Annotated in this window: 16 protein-coding genes, 2 tRNA genes and 1 pseudogene; 11 read left to right on the top strand and 8 right to left on the bottom strand. The window is 66.4% G+C overall.

The annotated features are described in order from the left end of the window. Nucleotides 1-79: 79 nt before the first annotated feature. Together AC1D2F_RS10580 and AC1D2F_RS10575 are read right to left on the bottom strand one after the other, a co-directional pair. Complete coding sequence (locus AC1D2F_RS10580) at nucleotides 80-1,372, bottom strand: ISL3 family transposase (protein ID WP_476966685.1); 1,293 nt, start codon at nucleotides 1,370-1,372, stop codon at nucleotides 80-82. A 318-nt stretch (nucleotides 1,373-1,690) separates the two neighbouring features. Then, nucleotides 1,691-3,049, bottom strand: a complete 1,359-nt coding sequence (locus AC1D2F_RS10575) for an IS110 family RNA-guided transposase (protein WP_476966684.1) — start codon at nucleotides 3,047-3,049, stop codon at nucleotides 1,691-1,693. A gap of 594 nt (nucleotides 3,050-3,643) precedes the next feature. Here AC1D2F_RS10575 and AC1D2F_RS10570 point away from each other — a divergent pair. From AC1D2F_RS10570 to AC1D2F_RS10555, 4 genes are all read left to right on the top strand, one after another. Continuing rightward, a tRNA-Gln gene (locus tag AC1D2F_RS10570) sits at nucleotides 3,644-3,715 on the top strand. A gap of 129 nt (nucleotides 3,716-3,844) precedes the next feature. Then, nucleotides 3,845-3,920 (top strand) — tRNA-Glu (locus AC1D2F_RS10565). 130 nt (nucleotides 3,921-4,050) lie between these two features. After that, the gene (locus AC1D2F_RS10560) at nucleotides 4,051-5,823 is read left to right on the top strand and encodes a dynamin family protein (protein ID WP_414645558.1); all 1,773 of its coding nucleotides are present in this window, start codon (nucleotides 4,051-4,053) and stop codon (nucleotides 5,821-5,823) included. Then, a complete protein-coding gene (locus AC1D2F_RS10555) occupies nucleotides 5,820-7,469 on the top strand; it encodes a GTPase (RefSeq protein ID WP_229994609.1) in 1,650 nt (549 codons plus the stop codon). Before AC1D2F_RS10560 ends, AC1D2F_RS10555 begins: the two co-directional genes overlap by 4 nt. Nucleotides 7,470-7,505: 36 nt before the next feature. On the opposite strand, the gene AC1D2F_RS10550 is transcribed toward AC1D2F_RS10555, so the two are convergent. Together AC1D2F_RS10550 and AC1D2F_RS10545 are read right to left on the bottom strand one after the other, a co-directional pair. Next, nucleotides 7,506-8,042, bottom strand: coding sequence for a DUF1697 domain-containing protein (locus AC1D2F_RS10550; protein WP_229994610.1), 537 nt, complete (start codon nucleotides 8,040-8,042; stop codon nucleotides 7,506-7,508). Between the two features lie 13 nt (nucleotides 8,043-8,055). Beyond that, entirely contained in the window at nucleotides 8,056-8,775 is a 720-nt protein-coding gene (locus AC1D2F_RS10545) for an IclR family transcriptional regulator (RefSeq protein ID WP_476966683.1), read from the bottom strand. A gap of 129 nt (nucleotides 8,776-8,904) precedes the next feature. On the opposite strand from AC1D2F_RS10545, the gene leuC reads away from it, so the two are divergent. Both leuC and leuD read left to right on the top strand, forming a co-directional pair. Next, nucleotides 8,905-10,359: a 3-isopropylmalate dehydratase large subunit gene (gene leuC / locus AC1D2F_RS10540; RefSeq protein WP_229994611.1), complete on the top strand. Its 1,455-nt coding sequence runs from the start codon at nucleotides 8,905-8,907 to the stop codon at nucleotides 10,357-10,359. Nucleotides 10,360-10,466: 107 nt separating this feature from the next. Continuing rightward, on the top strand, nucleotides 10,467-11,069 hold the full coding sequence (gene leuD / locus AC1D2F_RS10535; protein ID WP_476966682.1) for a 3-isopropylmalate dehydratase small subunit: 603 nt from the start codon (nucleotides 10,467-10,469) through the stop codon (nucleotides 11,067-11,069). A 206-nt stretch (nucleotides 11,070-11,275) separates the two neighbouring features. Here leuD and AC1D2F_RS10530 read toward each other — a convergent pair. After that, nucleotides 11,276-12,460: pseudogene (locus AC1D2F_RS10530) on the bottom strand (IS30 family transposase). 156 nt (nucleotides 12,461-12,616) lie between these two features. Then, nucleotides 12,617-15,079: a discoidin domain-containing protein gene (locus AC1D2F_RS10525; RefSeq protein ID WP_476966730.1), complete on the bottom strand. Its 2,463-nt coding sequence runs from the start codon at nucleotides 15,077-15,079 to the stop codon at nucleotides 12,617-12,619. A gap of 644 nt (nucleotides 15,080-15,723) precedes the next feature. Here AC1D2F_RS10525 and murA point away from each other — a divergent pair. From murA to AC1D2F_RS10505, 4 genes are read left to right on the top strand one after another with little or no spacing between them, the layout of a single operon-like run. After that, a complete protein-coding gene (murA, locus tag AC1D2F_RS10520) occupies nucleotides 15,724-17,049 on the top strand; it encodes a UDP-N-acetylglucosamine 1-carboxyvinyltransferase (protein ID WP_229992714.1) in 1,326 nt (441 codons plus the stop codon). Between the two features lie 11 nt (nucleotides 17,050-17,060). Further along, complete coding sequence (locus tag AC1D2F_RS10515) at nucleotides 17,061-17,807, top strand: lysophospholipid acyltransferase family protein (RefSeq protein WP_229992713.1); 747 nt, start codon at nucleotides 17,061-17,063, stop codon at nucleotides 17,805-17,807. Continuing rightward, complete coding sequence (locus tag AC1D2F_RS10510) at nucleotides 17,804-18,871, top strand: NAD(P)H-dependent glycerol-3-phosphate dehydrogenase (RefSeq protein ID WP_229992712.1); 1,068 nt, start codon at nucleotides 17,804-17,806, stop codon at nucleotides 18,869-18,871. The genes AC1D2F_RS10515 and AC1D2F_RS10510 overlap by 4 nt, the downstream gene beginning before the upstream one ends. A gap of 17 nt (nucleotides 18,872-18,888) precedes the next feature. Continuing rightward, nucleotides 18,889-20,019: a D-alanine--D-alanine ligase family protein gene (locus tag AC1D2F_RS10505; RefSeq protein ID WP_414645557.1), complete on the top strand. Its 1,131-nt coding sequence runs from the start codon at nucleotides 18,889-18,891 to the stop codon at nucleotides 20,017-20,019. A 2-nt stretch (nucleotides 20,020-20,021) separates the two neighbouring features. Here the strand turns inward: AC1D2F_RS10505 and AC1D2F_RS10500 are convergent, their stop codons facing one another. Further along, nucleotides 20,022-20,522: a DUF3515 family protein gene (locus tag AC1D2F_RS10500; protein ID WP_476966681.1), complete on the bottom strand. Its 501-nt coding sequence runs from the start codon at nucleotides 20,520-20,522 to the stop codon at nucleotides 20,022-20,024. A 289-nt stretch (nucleotides 20,523-20,811) separates the two neighbouring features. Further along, a complete protein-coding gene (locus AC1D2F_RS10495) occupies nucleotides 20,812-21,051 on the bottom strand; it encodes a hypothetical protein (RefSeq protein ID WP_229992709.1) in 240 nt (79 codons plus the stop codon). A 70-nt stretch (nucleotides 21,052-21,121) separates the two neighbouring features. Here AC1D2F_RS10495 and AC1D2F_RS10490 point away from each other — a divergent pair, with 70 nt between their 5' ends. Beyond that, complete coding sequence (locus tag AC1D2F_RS10490; RefSeq protein WP_229992708.1) at nucleotides 21,122-21,364, top strand: hypothetical protein; 243 nt, start codon at nucleotides 21,122-21,124, stop codon at nucleotides 21,362-21,364. Nucleotides 21,365-21,368: the final 4 nt, after the last annotated feature.

Raw genomic sequence — 21,368 nt, 5'->3', positions numbered from 1 at the left:
ACCCGCCGTTGGCCGGTGCGGCTGCCGCGACGCTGCAGGCTCTTCGCGGTTCATGGGGAAGGGGATTCCCGGATGAGTGTCATGCCGCCGTCCGGACGGCACTTCTCATGAGAAAATCCGATTTGTAATTGCCGGGGTTCCGGTAGCCGCGGGCGGTTCGTTTGATGTGCTTGATGCCGGTGTTGTTTGCCTCGACCTTGCCGGTGGTTGCGCCGGTGACGATGAGGACTTCGATCTCGTTCCACCACCGGCAGACCGTGCGGTAGAGCTTGTTGGTCTCCGGCCGTCCGGCTGCTTCAACCAGGATCTTGAGTTCCTCTTTCGCCACGGCGGCGTCGGCCAGAGAGTCGGTGCGCAGCAGCGCCCGCAGCTGCTCCTTGACCTTCCACACGGCTTGCAGTTTGCCRGTCGGGTCGTCGGCGGCGAAGACCTCAGCCAGCCGGTGGGCTGCAGTATCGGAGAGCTTGTCGCCGGCCCGCAGGAGCAGCATCCGGTGCGCCCATGCCTTGTCGACGCCACGGCCGCGGCGTCCTTTCACCTGCTGGGACAGGTTCTGCCGTGCCTCAGTCATGGCCTGGTTGGCCAGAGAGACCAGGTGGAAATGATCGACCGCGACAGCGGTGCGGGGAAGCCACATCCGCAACGCTTTCCGGAACGCCGCCGACGGGTCGATCGCGACGACCTGCACGCCCAGCCGCCACTGAAGCGGCCGGGCGAAGAGCCAGTCCCCGACGCCACTGTGGTCCCGGCCGTCGACCACGCCCAGGATCTGGCCGGTGTCCAGATCCACGATGGTCGTCATCCACGGCTCGTGCCGGACCCACGATCTGGCCTCAGGGTCCCGGAAATACCGCACCGACCGGAACCGGTGTTCATCGATGCCCAGCATCCGCGGCCTGAGCTCATCCACGTCCGGCAGGGTGAGAAGACAGGCTTCGGTCAGCGCGGCACGGACCATCCACCAGGACACCGCGAACGCCGCGGCGGTCTCGGACACGGCCCGGCCGGAACTGATGACCGCGTCAACGACGTGCTCCCGGAGCCGTCCGGTGGAACGGGCACGGCGCGGGACCTGGGCGGTGGATTCAAAGAACGAGAGCCGCGGGCAGGCCCGTTCCTCGCAATGCCAGCGGTACTTGGACCAGAGCACCTCTACGGCGCCGGCGACAGGGATGTCCCGGATCCGCTGGAAGCGCCGTTCCTTCCGCCGCGTCGCGACGACACCGCAGCTCGGGCAGCCCGGTGGCTGGTCTGTTTCAACGATGATCTGGCGCCGGCCATCAGCCAGCACGGTGGCGGAGATGACGCGGTAGTCGGGCAGGTTGAAGATGCTGGTGGCAGCGTCGAACGCCACAACGGTAGGCTCAGTCAAGGCTCGTGGTCCTGTTCCTGGCTGAATGCTAGACACACTCATCCCAGCAGGGCCACGGGCCCCTTTTTTAGCTACGACACGGAATCATTTCCCCACGAACCACGGAGAGATTCCCTAACGCTTGTCAAGCCTTTTTTGGGCTCTGGATGGCAGGCAGACTGAGTGCACCGTCACCCGTGTTCGGCCGGTGACGGATGGTGCTGTACGTCCGGGACGGACTTTCGCCGGCCCCGTTGACGCCCCCGCGGCTGGTGGTGGGCGGAAGAGCGCCAGTGGCCTCTGGGTCGGGTCGCCAAGCGGTATCGGTGGTCGCGATAGTTACCGTGTCAGGCGTGCCCGTTTCGCTTCGATCGTGTGGGACCGCGACTGGGTGCGTTGCCTGGGCGTGACGGTGTAATGGGAGGCGATGAGTTCTTTCGCGGCCCGTTTGGTGACCGGCTGCCCCGCGAGGTCGCGCAGCTCATACATCTGCCCGGTGGTGAGGGTTTTCCAGGTTCTTTCGGCCAGTTTCCTGGCCACCGCGATGGTGGCCTGGGTGTGGCAGTGGCCGTGTTCGGTCATGAGCCGGTAATAGAACGCGGCCAGTTGCGGATCCATGGTCCGGGCGACGCTGCCGGCCTGGTAGAACGCAAGGCGCAGCGGAGCGGGTCCTTCCTTGCTGATGGCCCGGCGGGACTGGTTTATCGTCCCGGACGACCAGTTTGAAGGGGTGATCCCGACATAGTTCGCTGCTTTCTTGGCGCTGTCGAACCCGGATCCGTCACCGAAGTAGGCGCGGATGCAGGGACCGGTTGCCGGGCCCACGCCGGGCAGGGAAAGGACCAGCGGGTCATCGCCGTAGAGACGCTCCCACCACTGGCGTGCATGGGAGCTGAAGCGCTCCACCCTGGCCCGGGACTCCTGCAGATCAGCCAGGTGCTTGCTGACATCCACGGCCAGCGCGTCCAGGTCCAGGTGACCGTCCCAGAAATCCGCCCACCCCCGGGCCGCGGTCTTGATCGCTGTGGCGCGGGCGGGTGTGTCGGCGACATCTCGGGTGTGCTCGGCGACCACAGCCGTCAGGGTCGCCGAGCGCGCCGAGGCCAGGGAGCGAAGGTGGGGCCAGCGGCCCAGCACGGCGAGGGCTGTTGATTCGGATCCGGCGAACGCTGACCATACCTCGGGGAAGGCCCACCGGGCCAGGGACAACAGCCGCCGCCAGTACCGGTTGCCGTCAATGACGGCCCCGGCCCGGCGGACCACGGCCCGCCGCAGCGCCAGCTGTCCCGGAGATGCCAAAACCAGGGGTGGCGGGTCGAAGATCTCCCCGACGTGGGTGAGCACTTCGGAGTCGATGACGTCGGATTTGTTCTTGCCCATGATGGCCCCGCGCAGCCGTGAGGAGTGCCGGGCACCGATCATCTCCATCTGACCGCCGGCCCGTTCGACAGCGAGGGCCAGCGCCAGCCAGGTCATCGAGGTTGGTTCCACGACAGCGGTCACCGGTGCCGGAACTGCGGCCAGCCGCTGCGAGAGTCTCTCCGGCCCGGCCAGTGTCGGGTCAACCGTGAAACGGCTCAGATGCTCTGTTCCGTCATCAAAAAATTCCCGCACCGCGATATGGTGCCGTGCCGTGATGGCCGCGTCGATACCTGCCACTGCCCGCACGAGCCCGGCGGGCTTATCCTGATCCTGCATGATGGTTCTCCTCCTCGCATCGAATACGTGCGATGGGACAACCCGTCGTTGCCGGTCCACCAGCCGAGTCACCAGGCCGGGCATCCCACCTTAGGAGAACCGTCATGCGCTAACTCGAGCGCCCGCGGCGACCTCCCTCACACGCCCGCAACTGCTGAGGAAGCGTTGGATACAGCTCCCGCGCTTGTGAGTCATCCGGTGCCTGCCCGGACGAAAACCGGTGCTGCGCACCGTTCTCCTCCGGCCACCAATTCCCTCAATCGGGTCTGCTTGGAAGACAGGCCGGGGGCGACGATCTCTTTCACGGGCCATGACGCCCAGCCGAAAACCGGAACCACCCCGGCCCCTCCCAAGGCCACCGTAAACGACGACCACCCACCTCAACAGGGGGTACTTAAGAGATACAAGCCGGATTGACGGCGATTTCCGGGGCTGCGCCGTTCAGACGGCCGGGGATGCGGAACCTTCGCGGGCGTACGGCACGCGTCGGGACGGCCGATTTGTGGAAGTGATAACTCTCGGGTAAAGTAATTACTCGTGCTGAGGCGCCGGGAGCGAGGGTTTAGGCCTAAACATCCGGACCGAATGTGCCATTGGGATATGGTGTAATTGGCAACACTACGGTTTCTGGTACCGTCATTCTAGGTTCGAGTCCTGGTATCCCAGCTTCGAAAATCTGCGGGTTTCCGCTGAATTTCGGAGGTTATGAATCGGCTGGTCCGATTTGAAACCTTGGCCAAATGTATGAAACAATCATTTGGCTTGAATGGCAGAAGTGCTGTTCAGGAAGTACGCGGCCCCATCGTATAGCGGCCTAGTACGCTGCCCTCTCACGGCGGTAACGCGGGTTCGAATCCCGCTGGGGTCACCACGGAAACGGTCCCGGGCATCTGCCCGGGGCCGTTTTGCTTTTCCCTGGCCCTCGGATCCCCGTTACCCATTTCGCGTTGCGCATCGCTCAGTGGTTCCCCGTCAGCAGTGCCCCCCACAGACACCACGTGCTGAACTGGCATGATGATGCTGTGAGCTCCCATGAAACCGTCCCCGAGGCCGCATCCGGCGTCGCGCTCCTTGACGCAGTGCGGCAGGACCTTGCGACAATCCGGCTGCCGCTCGCTCTGCCCGGGGCGGACCAAATGCGCCAGGAGCTGCGGAAGGCAGTGGCTCAGCTCGATGACTACATCCTGCCCCGGTACCGCAGCCTCGACGCGCCCCTGCTGGCTGTGGTGGGCGGTTCTACAGGGGCCGGGAAGTCCACCCTGGTCAACGCGCTGGTAGGCCACCCCGTCACGCGGGCCGGCGCGATCCGCCCCACCACACGCCAGCCCATCCTGCTGCACCATCCCGGGGACGGCGCCTGGTTTGAGGGCCAGCGGGTGTTGCCGGCCCTGGGCCGCATCCGGGGTACCTACACCGGCAGTCAGCCCTTGACCCCCGCCGATCCCGTTCCGCACTCCGGCCCGGTGACGTCGCTCGTCCTGGTCGCCGACGCCGCGGTCCCGCCCGGAATCGCCCTCGTTGACGCGCCCGACGTCGACTCCATTTCCGAGAACAACCGTCAGCTGGCCGGGCAGTTGCTCGCCGCCGCCGATCTCTGGGTGTTTGTCACCACTGCCAACCGCTACGCCGACGCCGTGCCCTGGCGCCTGCTCCTGGATGCGGCCTCCCGCGACATCATGGTGGCCGTGGTGCTGGACCGGGTGCCGCCCGCGGCGGAGGCGGAAATCAGCGCGGATCTGCAGGCGATGCTCAGCCGGGAAGGCCTCGGTGCAGCCCGGATGTTCGTGGTGCCGGAGCTGTCATTGGATGCCGCAGGGATGCTTCCTGCGGCGGCCGTGGAGCCGCTGCGTGTTTGGCTCGGCAAGCTGGCAGGGAACGCCGCCGGTCGGGCGGAGATTGCCCGGCGCACCGTCAACGGCACCCTCGTCGCACTCGCCCACCGCGTCGAAGCGGCGGAGCGGGCGCTGTCCGAACAGCAGCACGCAGCCGATGTTCTCGTAGCCGACGCCCGCAATGCGTATGACGACGCCGTGGCCAGGATCCTCGAAGCCACCCGCGATGGCGCGCTGTTGCGCGGCGAAGTGTTGGCGCGGTGGCAGGACTTCGTCGGGACAGGGGAGTTCTTCCGCGCCATGGAACAGAACATTGGACGCTTCCGGGACCGTGTGGGCGCGTTCTTCCGGGGCGAACCGGAGCCTGCGGTCAGGGTGGAAACCGCGATCGAAACAGGACTGCAGGCCGTCATCGTCGATCAAGCCGCCAAGGCCGCGGAGCACACCGACCAGCGCTGGCGTTCGGATCCCGCGGGCAGGCAGTTGCTGGGCACCGACGATCCCTCGGGTGCATCCGAGGGCTTCGCGGACGCTGTGGCGGCCGAGATCCGCGCCTGGCAGGGAAGCCTGATGGAACTCATCCGCACCGAAGGCCAAGGCAAGCGCACCCAGGCCCGCTGGTTGTCCTTCGGCATCAACGGCCTCGGCGCGGCGCTCATGATCGTGGTGTTCTCCATGACCGCGGGCCTGACCGGGCTCGAAATCGGCGTCGCCGGCGGCACCGCCGTCGTGGGCCAGCGCCTCCTGGAGGCAGTGTTCGGGGAGGATGCCGTCCGCCGGCTTGCCCGGACCGCGCGCGAAGACCTGCATCTGCGTTGCCAGAGCCTGCTGGCGGCGGAGTGCCGGCGGTTCTTGACCCGGCTGGACGTCGACGGCGGCGTGCAGCCCTTAGCCATTGCCGGGCGTGCGGCGGCACTGCGCCGGCTGGCGGCCACGGCATGAGCCGTCTTGGCGCCGCCCGCGAGACATCCCAGCTCGATCGCAGGCTTGCGGCGCTCAACAGCGCCAGGGAGCTCGCGTCCGGAGCTCTCCCGCAGGAGGCTCTGGACCCGGTGTTGCAGGTGCTGGACCGCGCGAGTTCGCGGCGGGCGCTGTCCGGAGACCACACCGTGGTGGGGTTTTTTGGTGCCACCGGCAGCGGCAAGTCATCGCTCTTCAACGCCGTCAGCGGGGAGGAGATCGCGACGGCGGCCGTGCGCCGACCGACCACCACCGAGCCGCTGGCGGGCATCTGGGGCGTCCAGGGCAGCGAGGCGCTGCTGGATTGGCTGGAGGTACGGAAGCGCCATGCCGCGGGCCCGGTTCAAGGGTTCGCCGACGACGGCACCGGGCTGATCCTGCTGGACCTGCCCGACTTTGACTCGACGAGGGCGGCCAACCGGGAGATCGTGCAGCGGATGGTGGGGCTCGTGGACGTCCTCGTCTGGGTCCTCGATCCGCAGAAGTACGCCGACGCCGCCGTGCACGACGACTTCCTGGCACCGCTGTCCTCGCACGGAGCCGTAACGATCGTTGTGCTCAACCAGATCGACAGGCTCCCGGAACACGAGGTCCGGCCGGTCCTGGAATCCCTCAAAGACATCCTGGCGCGCGACGGGCTGGGCAAGATTCAGGTCCACGCAGCTTCCGCGGTGCTTGGGACAGGGGTAGACAAGGTCCGGGCCGTCATCCGCCAGGCAGCGGTGCAGCGGCAGGCAATGTCACAGCGACTCGCGGCAGATGTTACGCAGGCCGCCGCCCGGCTTGCAGAGGCGTCAGGATTATCCGCCGGCGACCCGAAAGCGGCAGGTGGCGGGATGGCGGCCGGAGCGACGAGCGCGTCCAAGGCACGGCTGGCCGGGGAGTTGGCCGTCGCCGCCAATGTGCCGCTGGTGGTCGACGCCGTCGCGCGGTCCTACCGGTTGGAGGCCACCCGGCGTACGGGCTGGCCCGTGACCCGCTGGCTGGCCAGATTTCGGCCGGATCCGCTGCGGCGACTGAACCTGCGCCGCGAGGGAGCCAAGCCTGAGCTGAACCGGACCTCGCTTCCTCCCGCAGGGGCGCCGGAGCGGGCGCGGACCGATGCCGCCGTCCGGGAATTCGCCGAGGCGGCGTCCGCTGGTGCCCCCGGGCCGTGGCGGGCGGCCATCCGCGGCGCTGCCCGTGAAGGAAGTGACCGGCTGCCGGACGCTGTGGACCAGGCGATTGTCTCCACGGACCTGTCCGCGGGCAGGAAGTCCTGGTGGTGGGGCGTGTTCAACACGGTTCAGTGGCTCGCCCTGGTGACGGCGCTGGCCGGGTTCGCTTGGCTCGGAGTCCTGGCCGCGCTGGGCTACTTGCAGCTGCCGGTGCCCGAGGTCCCGCGGGTCCAGGGGTGGCCGGTTCCGACCGTGATGATCGCCGGGGGAGTGCTGCTGGGCATCGTCCTGGCAATTGCGGCGCGGTTTATTGTCGGTGCCGCGGCGGCGTCACGGAGTGCCGTGGCAAGGAAGCGGCTGAAAGCCGCCGTCGCCGATGTCGCGGAGCGACTCGTGGTGGCGCCCGTGGAACGTGAGGTCAGCCGCCTGGCGAAGTTCACCGCCGCTCTGAAGGCCGCTGCGGGGCGCTAGTGTGCCGCCTGTGCGGCTCGCCCGCTGGCCGCCGCGCTAAAGCCCGGCTGCGGCGTCGCGGACCTTGATCATGGTGCGGAGGTTGCGGGTGGTGGTGGCAGCCTTGTATTTGGCCTTCGAGGAAAGCTTGCTGAAAGGGCTGTCGAGGGTTCCGCCGGCGGGCGCTAGCCACGCCAGGGCCTCCGGGCCCAGCCGGGTGATCTGGGCCCCGTCCAGGCCGCTGCCTGACTCAAAGAGTTCCGAGAGCACAGCCTCCTCAGAGGCGAGCGTCAGGTACGTATGGGTGGACGCGTCGTCGGGCGGATAGGGGCAGGCCTCCACCAGGGCTGCCACGCGGGCCGCGGTCAGCACCACCACCCAGGCGTCGTAGCCGAAGGATTCCCTCAGGCACGCCTCGAACTCCTGCTTGACTCCACCCGGATCCAGCTCGCTGGCCAGCACCACGTTGCCGCTTGCCAGCAGGGTCTTTACATCTGAAAACGGCCGCGAATTCAGTGCGCTCTTGAGATCGGCCATCTTGATATTGATGCCGCCCACGTTGATGCCCCGCAGGAACACCGCATAGCTGTTCATGGGCACAGCATACTTAATCGTTGGTCTTGCGCAGCGCCTCAGTCAGGACACGGCCGGCGTTGCAGACCACTTCGGCGTGCAGCCGCCCCGGCTGGCGGGTCAGGCGCTCGATCGGGCCGGAGATGGACACTGCGGCAATCACGCGGCCGGACGGCCCGCGGACCGGTGCCGAAACGCTGGCGACCCCCGGCTCGCGTTCGCCCAGACTCTGGCCCCAGCCCCGGCGTCGTACTCCCGCCAGGACCGTGGGGGTGAAGCGGGCGGACTGGAGGCCTTCCAGGAGACGGTCGTGGTCCTCCCACGCCAGCAGCACCTGGGCGGCGGAGCCGGCCTTCATCGACAGTTGGGTGCCAACGGGGATCGTATCGCGCAGGCCAATGGGGCGTTCGGCGGAGGCCACGCAGACGCGCCAGTCGCCCTGGCGGCGGAAGATCTGGGCGCTTTCGCCGGTGGCATCGCGCAGCTGCATGAGCACGGGGCCGGCGGAGGCGATGAGGCGGTCCTCGCCGGCTGCGGAGGCCAGCTCCACCAGGCGGTTCCCGAGCACGAAACGGCCCTGGATATCGCGGCTCACAAGCCTGTGGTGCACCAGGGCGAGGGCCAACCGGTGCACGGTGGGCCGGGCCAGTCCCGTAGCCGCCACCAGCTGCGCCAGGGTGGTGGGGCCGGCCTCAAGTGCGTCAAGCACATGGGCCGCTTTATCGATGACACCGACTCCACTAGAATTGTCCATGTAATGATATTGACGTCTCATTATCTGAGATGCAAGTCAACGCGCTGGCGTATTACTTGGCTGTGCTGGTTCAGTGGAGGCAGTAGTCCGTAGGAACGCCAATACTTACCGCAGTGAAGGGAGCAGGCCGTGGCAAAGACACTGGCCGAGAAAGTCTGGGACGCGCACGTAGTGCGCAAGGGGGACGGCGAAGGAGCCAACGCCCAGCCGGACCTCCTTTTCATCGACCTCCATCTGGTGCACGAGGTGACGTCGCCGCAGGCATTTGAAGGCCTGCGCCTCGCTGGCCGCAAGCTGCGCCGGCCGGACCTCACCATCGCCACCGAGGACCACAACACTCCCACGCTGGACATCGACAAGCCAATTGCCGATCTCACCAGCCGCACCCAGATCCAGACCCTGCGCAACAACTGCCAGGAGTTCGGCGTCCGCCTGCACTCCCTCGGCGACGCCGAGCAGGGAATCGTGCACGTGGTGGGCCCGCAGTTGGGCCTCACGCAGCCCGGCATGACCGTAGTCTGCGGCGACTCGCACACGTCAACCCACGGCGCCTTCGGAGCGCTGGCCATGGGCATCGGCACCTCCGAGGTGGAGCACGTCATGGCCACCCAGACGCTGTCCCTGAAGCCGTTCAAGACCATGGCCATCAATGTCGAGGGCACGCTGCGCCCCGGCGTGAGCGCCAAGGACATCATCCTGGCCGTCATCGCCAAGATCGGCACCGGCGGCGGACAGGGCTACGTGCTGGAGTACCGTGGCTCCGCCATCCGTGCGCTGTCCATGGAAGCCCGGATGACCATCTGCAACATGTCCATCGAGGCCGGCGCGCGCGCCGGGCTGGTGGCTCCGGACCAGACCACCTACGACTACATGTACGGGCGCCCGCATGCGCCCCAGGGCGCCGACTGGGATGCCGCCGTCGAATACTGGAACACGCTGAGCACCGACGACGGCGCGGCGTTTGACGTCGAGGTGGACCTCGACGCCGACACCCTGGAGCCGTTCGTGACGTGGGGAACCAACCCGGGCCAGGGCGTGTCGCTGTCCGCCAAGGTTCCGTCGCCGGATGACTTCGGCGATGAAAACGCCAAGGCCGCCGCCGAACGCGCCCTGCAGTACATGGGGCTTGAGGCCGGCACGCCTATGAAGGACATCCGGGTGGACACGGTGTTCCTGGGCTCCTGCACCAACTCCCGGATGGAGGATCTCCGGGCCGCCGCTGACATCATCCGGGGCCGCACCAAGGATCCCGCGGTGCGCATGCTGGTGGTGCCAGGCTCCGCCCGCGTTCGGCTCGAGGCCGAAGCCGAGGGCCTGGACAAGGTCTTCAAGGACTTCGGTGCCGAGTGGCGCTTTGCCGGCTGCTCCATGTGCCTGGGCATGAACCCGGACCAGCTGGAGGTGGGGGAGCGCTGCGCCTCAACGTCCAACCGCAACTTCGAGGGGCGCCAGGGCAAGGGCGGCCGCACCCACCTTGTCTCGCCGGTAGTCGCGGCGGCCACGGCGGTCCGCGGCACGCTGAGCTCGCCGTCGGATCTGGACCCTGCTCCGGAGTCCGCGGCGGTCCGAGTCGACGCCGCGTAGTTCCTGCCCGGATCTGAAGCCCGGACCCACAGGCTCTATTCACATAGCCCCCATCCGCACAGCCCGATCCATACAGCCCCCATCCATACAGTCCCCAAGGATCCGCCATGGAAAAGTTCACCACCCACACCGGAATCGGTGTCCCGCTGCGCCAGAGCAACGTCGACACGGACCAGATCATCCCCGCGGTGTACCTCAAGCGCATCACCCGGACGGGTTTTGAGGACGCGCTCTTCGCCGCGTGGCGCAAAGACCCGTCCTTCATCCTGAACCAGGCGCCGTTCAGCGCAGGATCCGTTCTGGTGGCCGGCCCCGACTTCGGCACGGGCTCGTCCCGCGAGCATGCCGTGTGGGCGTTGAAGGACTACGGCTTCCAGACGGTCCTGTCCTCCCGCTTTGCCGATATCTTCCGGGGCAACTCGGGCAAGCAGGGCCTGCTCGCCGCCGAGCTTGCCCAGGACGACATCGAGCTCATCTGGAAAGAACTCGAGAACGCCCCTGGCACCGAAGTTACGGTGGATCTCGTGTCCAAGACCGTGCAGTGCGGCAACATTGTGGCGCCGTTCGAGATTGACGACTACACACGGTGGCGCCTGCTGGAAGGCCTGGACGACATTGGGCTGACCCTCAAGCACGAATCCGATATCACCGCGTACGAGGCGACCCGGCCTTCCTTCAAGCCCAAGACGCTGCCTGCCCGGTTGTCCTGAGGCTCCAGATCTGGGCTCCAACCTGGAGCCCAGGACGGCAGGGTCTCGGGCAACCGCCAAGTGATGACGTGCCGCCGTCGAGTCTTCAAGACTCGACGGCGGCACTCGTCTTTGTGCGGGCTCATGTTCGCGCCTACACCCATTGCGCTAGGCTTTGTCGTGGCTCTCGGGCCGGCAAAGTCAACTGGTGGGAGCAACGCCGGGGTTCAGGCTGCGTGCAGCAGCTGGTTCAGCCGGCTGGCTGGGGTTTCGAGGTTGAGGGTGGGCCGGGGGCGGCGGTTGAGTTTCGCGGCGACCAGACGGAGGTCCTCGGGGGTGTGGACGGAGAGGTCTGAGCCTTTCTCGAACCAGAACCTGAGGAGGCGGTTGGTGTTCTCGTTGGACCCGCGCTGCCAGGGTGAGTGCGGGTCGCAGAAGTAGAGCGTGGTGTCCAGGACGGTCTGGATCCGGGCATACTCCGCGAGTTCCGAGCCCCGGTCCCAGGTGATCGACCGTCGCAGGTGGTCCGGGAGCTGGCCCATCTCCCGGATCATCGCGGCCGCAACGGTGTCGGCGGTGTGGTTCCCGGGGAGGTGGAGGAGGATCGTGAACCGGGTCGAGCGTTCGACCAGGGCGCCGATCGCTGTCCCGTCGGAGCCGATGATGAGGTCCCCCTCCCAGTGCCCGGGGACCGCCCGGTCCTGGGCCTCGGCGGGGCGCTCACTGATCTTGAACGCTTCCTTATAGGGGCTGTTCTGGTGCCGGTCCGCGGTGTGGGGAACGCGTTTTTTCCGTTTCAGGCTGAGCTTTTCCGCCAGGTCCGCCCGCAGACTTCCGCGGGTCTGAACGTATAGCGCCTAGTAGATCGTCTCGTGGCTCACCTGCATAGTCTGATCACCGCCGAAGTGAAACGCCAACATCGAGGAGATCAGTTTCGGGCTCCACCCGTCATCCATCCACACCCCGATCAGCCCGCAGAGCGGCTCGTTCAGGGCGAGTTTCAACGGCTTGGGCCGGCGCCGGGCCTGATGGGCCTTCGCATGGGCCACCGAGGCGTAATACTCCCTGTCCGGGCCCGTGTTGCGGTTCACCTCACGCCAGACCACGGACTTGTTGCGGCCGATCGCCCTGGCAATCCCGGCATAACTGAGCCCGCTCCGCCGGCCCATCTGGATCATGCCCCGCTCCTCCGCGCTCAAGGCCCGCCCTCCCGGCCCTTCCGGGGCGGGAACCGGATCCGCGAGACCGCCGCCGGGACCCATAACTATCGTCATCTGACCAGACTCGGCCCACCAATTCGTCCCGGTGCCGCCCGACGCACCGACACGCCGGGCGGCACCCAGGACCGACATCCTTGCGCATACCGAATCGAAGAACTCAGTGCGCGCATCCAGGGAAAACACTCTGGCCATCTAACGCTCCATCGATGAGAGCGTTGCTGCGACCATATGACTCTGCCCGCCCCCGAGAGGACTCCAAGTGATAGCGCAATGGAAGCAAGCAATGAGGATCTGAAGTAGTACCCGCAACGACGTTGGCCGGCTGATTGATGCTGACGTGCGGCGTCATCAGCTGATCAAGATGGTCGAGGCGATGCTGGGAACCCCGTTGCCGTCCAATGCGAAGAGCATATACGTGCCCGGGACCAGCACGCCGCGATCCGCCGGCAACTTCAGCGAAGCGGTGTTGCCCGACACCGCAGTTGCGGTCACCGGAATCCGCCGCTGGTCGGTGTTCACCGTATGCGTCACCGTGCTCATCCGCATCAGGGAAAACTTGGTGACCGGCGCTCCGGTGGTCACAGCAATCGTGCTGCCGGCTGCGGCGGTGGCCGGTGCGGTCAAAATCTTCGGCCGGGTGCGCGCACTGCCATCTGCGTTCAGCAGGTAGGGCGGCGTGAAAATCTCTCCGTCCAGATGGTTGATCGTGCAGCTGCCGCACAGCCCGCCACCGCCGACGAAAACCCGGCCATCAGGGAGGAGCAGTGCGACACTGTGATACGTGCGGGGGACGGCCATCGGGGCCAGCGTGGTCCACTTTCCGGTCGCCGGGCTCCAGATTTCTGGAGCCATCCTGGCGGCGGTGTCGGTGAACACAACGGGGGTGGCCTGACCGCCGACCACGAACACCTGGCCATCGGGCAGCGCGACGCCATTCGCGAACGACCGGGTGACGGCCATGTCTGCGGTCCGGGCCGCTTTGACCCCATTATTGATGTCGATAGTGTACGCCCGCGCCGTAGCCGGGGTTTTCTCGTAGGCGGTCGACCCGCCCACGGTCAGAATCTTTCCGACGTCGTACATCACGGCGTCGCCGTTCATCGCGTCCGGGCTATCGGAGCGCGGCCCGGCGGAGGTGATGCTTCCATTGCCGGTGGTGGAGATCCAGTTCATCTGGCGGCTCGGCCCCGCGTGGAACACCCGGCCACCGGGGGCGGCAAACAGCCAGGAGTGATTGTCGGAACGGTAGGCGCCACGGGGATCGGCGGTCAGGATGTTGTCGGCCAGCACATTCGTCAGCGTTCGCCAGCCGCCGGCGGCGGACCACACCTCACCGTTCTTGTTGCCGATACCGCCCGAAAACGACCCACCGATGGTGAATACCTCACCGGTGGATGTGGTCACGTTGGACTGGTAGCCGCGGGCGATCTTCATGTCCGGCCCCGGGGTCCAGGCGTTCGTCGCAGGGTTGTACAGGGTGGTCTTCGAGCTGTTGCTGCCGCCGCTGATTAGGATCTTCCCGTCCGGTAGCAGCGAGGTTCCGGGGCAGAACATGTCATGACCGGTGTTGGCCACTTGGGCCTGGGTCACCGCGCCGGTGCTGAGGTTCAGGATGGACGTCTGGGTATAGCCCCTGCTGCCACCGATGGCGGTGGGGGAATAGGCCGACCAGGTCAGCAGCCGGTTGCCAGGCAATAGCGCCGCCGCGGCCGGGACGATCGGGAAGCCGATCGTCGGACCCCAAGACCCCAGCGACGGGCCGAGGAGGTTGATCTCGGCGGCGCTGCTCCACGGGCCGCGGTTGCCGGCCTCTGTGGTCGCAATCAGCCGGACGTATCGGGTGCTGACCGAAGCGAAGGTCACTTCCTTCTCCGAATTGGTGTCCGGCCAGGTCCCGCGAGCGACCGGCGTACTCCAGGTGGTGCCGTTGGTGCTCACCCTGATCTCGAAGCCGCCGACACGCCCGTTCGGTGGGTCAGGTCGCGGGAGATAGCGGAAACCCGAGATGCCTCGCGTCACCTTGGTGTCGATCGTGATGGAGTGGGGCAGCGGCGCCGCCGGCGCCGGGGAAAACCTGCTGTGCCAGAATGTATATGCACTGCCGTCGAGCACATTGCTGGCTCGGCCGTTCGCGCCGGTGACCTCTTCATCGCTGGCGCTGGCCACCCAGCCGGTGCGCGGCAGCACATCGGTTGGAGGCGTGGTTTGTCCGGCGAGCAGGTTGATCTCGGCGGCGCTGCTCCACGGGCCGCGGTTGCCGGCCTCTGTGGTCGCAATCAGCCGGACGTATCGGGTGCTGACCGAAGCGAAGGTCACTTCCTTCTCAGAATTGGTGTCCGGCCAGGTCCCGCGAGCGACCGGCGTACTCCAGGTGGTGCCGTTGGTGCTCACCCGGATCTCGAAGCTGCCGACCCGACCGTTCGCGCCGTCAGAACGCGGGATATAGCGGAGTCCCCCGATGCTTCGGGTCGCCTTGGTGTCGATCGTGATGGTGTGCGGCAATGCCGCCGCCGGCGCCGGGTACCACCGGCTGTGCCACATCGTGGTGGCACTTCCGTCCAGCACATTGCTGGCCTGGCCGTTCACACGGATGGTTTCCTCGTCGCTGGCTGAAGCGGTCCATCCGGTCCGTGGCAGAGGAGCCGGAGCGGCCTCCAAGGCGGCAGCTGGAAGCACAGTGTTGTGAATGTGCGTTCCGGTCACGTCCGTGGAGCTGTCCAGGGTCGCCGCCGTCGCTGGCAGCCCCGCGCTGTGCACATGCGAGCCCGCCGCGCCCGCGGGTATGTGCAGAACCAGTGCCACGAACGCCATGATTAGCAGCGATCCGACAAGAAGTAAGAACACGCGGCGAATTTCAGCATGCAGCACCCTCAGGATCGCAGGCCGCGGCCGCCGGAATGCAGCTCGCATCCCACTTGGCGTTGCTTGGCAAATTGCAGGAGTGGGGTTTCTAGCAGATTCCAAGGCTGCATTGGCCGGTGGACTTCCATGGCTACCGTTCGTGCGCTGTTGCCGGTGCGCCGCCCAACGTTCCATCTGCGCCTCCTTGCGGTACTTCCCCCATGGCAAAACAGACTCTAGGGAGAGCAGCATGGGAAAACCTTGGGCGGCGGACGTGGGTATGCAGAGAGCGGGCATGGTGGCTCGCTAGGGGCGCATTCTCAGACGAGAGCCGGCAAACGGTGCGGGCCTGGCGCAATGGCTGGGATCAGGTGCCGCGACGTCGCTGCCCCCGCCTCGATGCCACGTCCGCCCCCAGCAGTCGAAAGCCAGCCTGCCCCCGTCCAGCCCCTCAGCCACATCAGCGGCCCGGCTGCACGCCATTTTCCGTGCTCACCGCGCCCTGGACGGGTATCTTGCACCGCTCCGTATTTCAGATCGGTAACGGATGCTCCTATGCTTAGCTGGAGCCTTTGTAAGGATTTGGGGGCGAGTAGTCGTGAGGAAACCGGTATATGAGTAGTGTTCTGACAATCCGCGGAGGCGTCCCGCTAACTGGTCGCGTCACCGTTCGCGGGGCCAAGAATCTTGTCCCCAAGGCCATGGTCGCTGCCCTTCTGGGCAACGAGCCATCGGTGTTGCGCAACGTGCCTGAAATTAAGGACGTCGAGGTTGTCACGAGCCTGCTTCAGCTCCACGGCGTCAGGGTCGACAAGGACCCCGTGACCGGCGATCTGACGCTTGACCCGAAGGGCGCCAAGACCGCCTCCAGCACGGCCATCGACGCCCACGCCGGCGATTCGCGCATCCCGATCCTGCTGTGCGGGCCACTGATCCACGCCATCGGTGAGGCCTTCATCCCCGATCTGGGCGGGTGCAAGATCGGCGACCGTCCGATCGACTACCACCTCAATGTCCTGCGCCAGTTCGGTGCCGTGGTGGAAAAGCGTCCAGGCGGCATCCACATCTCCGCGCCCAATGGGCTCAAGGGCGCCAAGATTGTCCTGCCCTACCCGTCCGTCGGCGCCACCGAGCAGGTCCTGCTGAGCGCCACGCGCGCCGAGGGCATCACCGAACTCTCCGGCGCGGCCACCGAGCCGGAAATCGTGGACCTCATCGCGGTGCTGCAGAAAATGGGCGCGATCATCAGCGTCCAGACTGACCGCACCATCCGGATTGAAGGCGTCCGGGACCTGGGCGGCTACAACCACCGGGCCCTCTCGGACCGCAACGAGTCAGCCTCCTGGGCATCCGCTGCCCTGGTCACCCGCGGCGACATCTTTGTCGAAGGCGCCACACAGCGCGACATGATGACCTTCCTTAACACCTACCGCAAGGTCGGCGGCGGAATGGACATCGGCGAYGACGGCATCCGCTTCTACCACCGCGGCGGCAAGCTCAACCCGCTGGTGCTCGAAACGGACGTGCACCCCGGCTTCATGACGGACTGGCAGCAGCCCCTCATCGTCGCCCTGACCCAGGCCGAGGGCGTCTCGATCGTCCACGAGACCGTGTATGAGAACCGGTTCGGCTTCACCGATGCACTGATCCGCATGGGCGCCAACATCCAGGTCCACCGCGAATGCCTCGGCAGCGTGCCGTGCCGCTTTGGCCAGCGCAACTTCCTGCACTCGGCCGTAATCTCCGGACCGGCGCAGCTCAAGGGCACCGATATCGACGTCCCGGACCTGCGCGGCGGATTCAGCCATCTCATCGCCGCCCTGGCCGCCACCGGCACCTCCCGCGTCACCGGAATCGACATCATCAACCGCGGCTACGAGCGCTTCACTGAGAAGCTCGCGGGCCTCGGCGCCGATTTCGACATCACGTCGGCCAAGTAGCGGGGACCGAAGTGAAGGAATCGGCCAAGAGCCACGCCACGTTTGTGACGGTCGCCGGGATCATCCGGCCAGTGATGAACCTGCTGATGAACAAGAAGTGGGAAGGCCTCGAAAAGCTGCCCGCCGGGGGCTTCATCGCCGCGCCCAACCACTGCACGGAGATCGACCCGCTGGTGGTGGGGCACATGCTCTATAACCAGAAACGGATGCCGCACTTCCTCGCCAAAGCCGGCCTCTTCAACGTGCCAGTGCTGGGCGCTGTCCTGCGGAACACCAAGCAGATCCCGGTGGAACGCTCGACGGCGGGAGCGAACCGTTCGCTGCAGCTGGCCAAGGAGATCGTGAACGAGGGCGGGGCGATCATCATCTACCCCGAGGGAACCCTCACCAGGGACCCGGCACTCTGGCCGATGAAGGGGCACACGGGTGCCGCGCGCATGGCGCTGGAGAGCGGTATTCCCGTGGTTCCCATCGCCCATTGGGGTGCCCAAGAGGTCTTCCCGCGGTATGCGAAGCGTTTCTACATCTTCCCCCGCAAGACCTCCCGCCTGGTGGTCGGGAATCCAGTGGACCTGAGCGCCTTTGCGGGCCGCCCGCTGGACAAAGCAACGCTCACGGCCGCCACGAATGTCATCATGGACGCCATTACCGGCCTCCTGGCGGAACTGCGCGGCGAACAGCCGCCCGCGCAGCGCTGGGACCCGGCGGCCCACAATCAGCCCACGCACGGCCGCATTGACCCGGACGTCACAGCGTGACGGCGGATTTTACGACGGCGACCGGCCGCGGATCCGAATCCGCCACCACCGTTGCCGTCCTAGGGGCTGGCTCCTGGGGTACCACCTTCGCCAAGGTCGTGGCCGACGCCGCCACGGCCTCCGGCGTCGAACGAACCATCCGCCTCTGGGGCCGGCGCCCGGAAGTCGTCGACCAGATCAATACCGAGCACCGCAATGAGCAGTACCTTAAGGGCATCACGCTGCCGTCCAGCATTACTGCATCCACCGACGTCGCCGAGGTCCTGGCCGGCGCCGAAGTCGTCATCCTGGCCGTTCCGGCGCAGACCCTGCGGCCGCAACTGAAGGCGTGGAAGGACATGCTGGCGCCCGGCGCCGTCGTGGTGTCCCTCATGAAGGGCCTCGAACTCCACACGGATGCGCGCATGAGCGAGGTCATTTGCGCGGAGCTTGACCTTCCGGCCAACCGTGTCGCCGTAGTCTCAGGCCCCAATCTGGCCATGGAGATCGCCCGGGAAGAGCCAACTGCGTCCGTGGTGGCCTGCACGGATCCGGTCACGGCCGGCTGGATTGCCCGCAGCTGCACCGCGCCCTACTTCCGCCCGTACACCACGAACGATGTTGTCGGCGTCGAAATCGGCGGGATCGTCAAGAACGTCATCGCCCTGGCCGTAGGAATCTGCGAGGGCAAGCAGATGGGGGACAACACCAAGGCCTCGGTCATCACCCGGGGCCTCGCGGAAACATCCCGGTTGACACTCGCCCTGGGCGGCGAAGCCCGGACCATGGCGGGACTCGCCGGCCTGGGTGATCTGGTGGCCACATGTTCCTCCCCGCTGTCCCGAAACCACACGGCAGGCAGGCTGCTCGGCAAGGGGCTGACCCTCGAGCAGGTCACTGCCGAAATGAAGCAAACGGCCGAAGGCATCAAGTCCAGCCAGGCGGTCCACGAACTTGCCGGAAAGCTCGGCGTCGACATGCCCATCACGGCAGCCGTCGTCGCTGTGCTGGGCGGTAAATTGTCCGTAGACGAACTGGGTCCGCTGCTGCTGTCCCGGGACCTGAAACCCGAAGGCGATTACTGAGAGTGTCAGAGAACAACATGACCACAGAAGGCCGTACGGGCCAGTCCAAACCCCGAGTGGCGGTGCTGTTCGGCGGCCGCTCCAGCGAGCATGCCGTGAGCTGCGTGACAGCAGCCGGTGTCATGGGCGCCATCGACAAGGACAAGTACGACGTCATCCCGATCGGGATCGCCAAGACCGGCCAGTGGGTTCTGGCCTCCGCCGAGACCAACGAGTGGTCACTCTCGGCGTCGTCGCTGCCCGAGGTGGCGCCGTCGGCTCAGACCGTGGCCCTGGCCGAGATCGGCGGCGAGCACCAGCTGATCGTCGCCTCCCCGAACACGGTCCCAGAGGAGCTCGGCGCCGTCGACGTCGTGTTCCCGCTGCTGCACGGGCCCTTCGGCGAAGACGGAACCATCCAGGGCCTCCTGGAACTGTCCGACACCCGCTACGTGGGTGCCGGCGTGCTGGCGTCCGCGGTCGGCATGGACAAGCACTTCATGAAGGTGGTCTTTGAAGCGGCCGGGCTCCACGTGGGACCCTACATCGCCGTCACCGACCGGCAGTGGCGCAACGATCCGGAGACCGTCCGCAAGCGCGTGGACCAGCTCGGCTTCCCCGTGTTCGTCAAGCCGGCCCGGGCAGGGTCCTCCATGGGCATCTCCAAGGTGGATTCCATCGAGGGCCTGGACGCCGCAATAGAGACCGCCCGCGAGCACGATCCCAAGCTGGTCATCGAGGCCGGCATCACGGGACGCGAAATTGAATGCGCCGTGTTGGAGGGCCGGGGGACCGATGCTCCCCGCACATCCATGCCCGGCGAGATTTCCGTCGCCGGCGGCGGGCACGAATTTTATGACTTCAACGCCAAATATGTGGACGACGCCGCCGCGCTCAGCTGCCCGGCCGACCTCCCCGAGGAAGCGATCACCCGGGTCCGGGAACTGGCGGCTGTCGCCTTCGACGCCGTCGGCGGTGAGGGACTGAGCCGGGTCGACTTCTTCTACACCCCTGATGGCGAACTGATTATCAACGAGATCAACACCATGCCCGGGTTTACGCCCAAGAGCATGTACCCGCAGATGTGGAAGGCCTCAGGGCTGGGCTATGCCGAGCTTATTGACGAGCTGATCCACCTCGCCCTGCACCGCAAGACCGGCCTGCGCTAGCTCTATTTGCTAGTCGGCAGGTTCTGCAGGTCCTCCTGGCCCACGCAGTTCCGGGTTGCTGGGATCTTCACCGCGGCGGAGGAGAGGTCTGCCAGCACGGTGGCCGAACTGATCTTGTCCGGATCCATCAGGATCTCCGTCGCCGGTTCCCGGCCGAACGTGGTCAGCGTCCACACGGGGCTGCCTTCCTTGATGACCCAGTCGACGCCGTTGACGCTGACGCAGCGGTCCGTTGTGGGTCCCGGAACGTTGACCCCGCAGCGAAGGATCACTGCGGACGGATCGCCCCAGGCCGCCRTGGCCTGGGCATTGGTCTTGCGCAGCTTGGCATCGCCGATTGCGTCCGGTAGGGCCAGCATCATAGGCGCGCAGGCCGCGTTCGCGGCATCCTTGGCGGGTGTTACGTCCACCACCGGGGAGCATGACGTCAAGGACAAGCCGGTTGCGGCGGCCGCCGCAACCAGGGCAATGCGGGCGGAAATACGGCGGCTGAACTGGAGCATTCATCCAGCTTAACCCGGTCCGCGTGGCGCTGCGGCCACAGTTTCCTGAGTGCGGGTAGCATCACAAATGAACAGCCTGACTCTTACCTTCGAGTAGACTGGGACCTCGTGCACCACTGGGGCTCTGCCGACAATGACGTTAGTGTTGGCCGCATAACGCACACCTGATTCAATCTCGCACTGTGGGGGAGGGACTGTCGATGACGTCGTGCAGCCGAAATAAATCCATACGCACCGGGCTGGGAGCTTTGCTCCTTGCCGCCTCAGTCGTGGCCACGGCGACAGCCGCTTACGCCGAGGAAACCGGGCCTACCGCCCCTGCAACGGTGGTGGTGACGCCCACTCCGGCGCCGACGCCCACCAAGACGGGCTCGACCAAGCCGCCGTCAACAGATACGCCGTCGCCTTCGCCGACCAAGCCCGCGGACGAGCCGTCGCCGGTACCGAGCGAGCCAGTGATCGTTCCTACGCCAGTGGTTCCGCCCGTGGTGCCGGCGGCTCCGCCCGTCGTGGCGCCTGCGCCCGTCATTGAAACGCCGCCTGTCGTTGCACCCGTCGCCCCGGCACCCGTCGTCCCGGCTCCTGTGCAGGAAGTCCCAGTGGAGACACCGACGCCCACCCCGACGCCGGCGCCGTCTACGGCTCCCGCCGTCATCGCCACCCCCACCAAACCTCCGGTGATGGTGAAACCTGAAGTCCAGGCTGCAGTAGCCGTCGCTACGGGCAGCCCCCTGGCCGTCCAGGCCATCACCGTGCTGGTCCTGCTGGGCATGGGCTTTGCCTACTTCCGGTTCATTGGATCGAAAAAGGCTACCGGCGTACCCCGGACCGGTAAGTCCTGACATC

Source organism: Arthrobacter sp. P1_B3, from assembly GCF_056406615.1.
The sequence above is the reverse complement of the archived record's forward strand: the minus strand, read 5'-3'. Positions and strand labels throughout refer to the sequence as shown.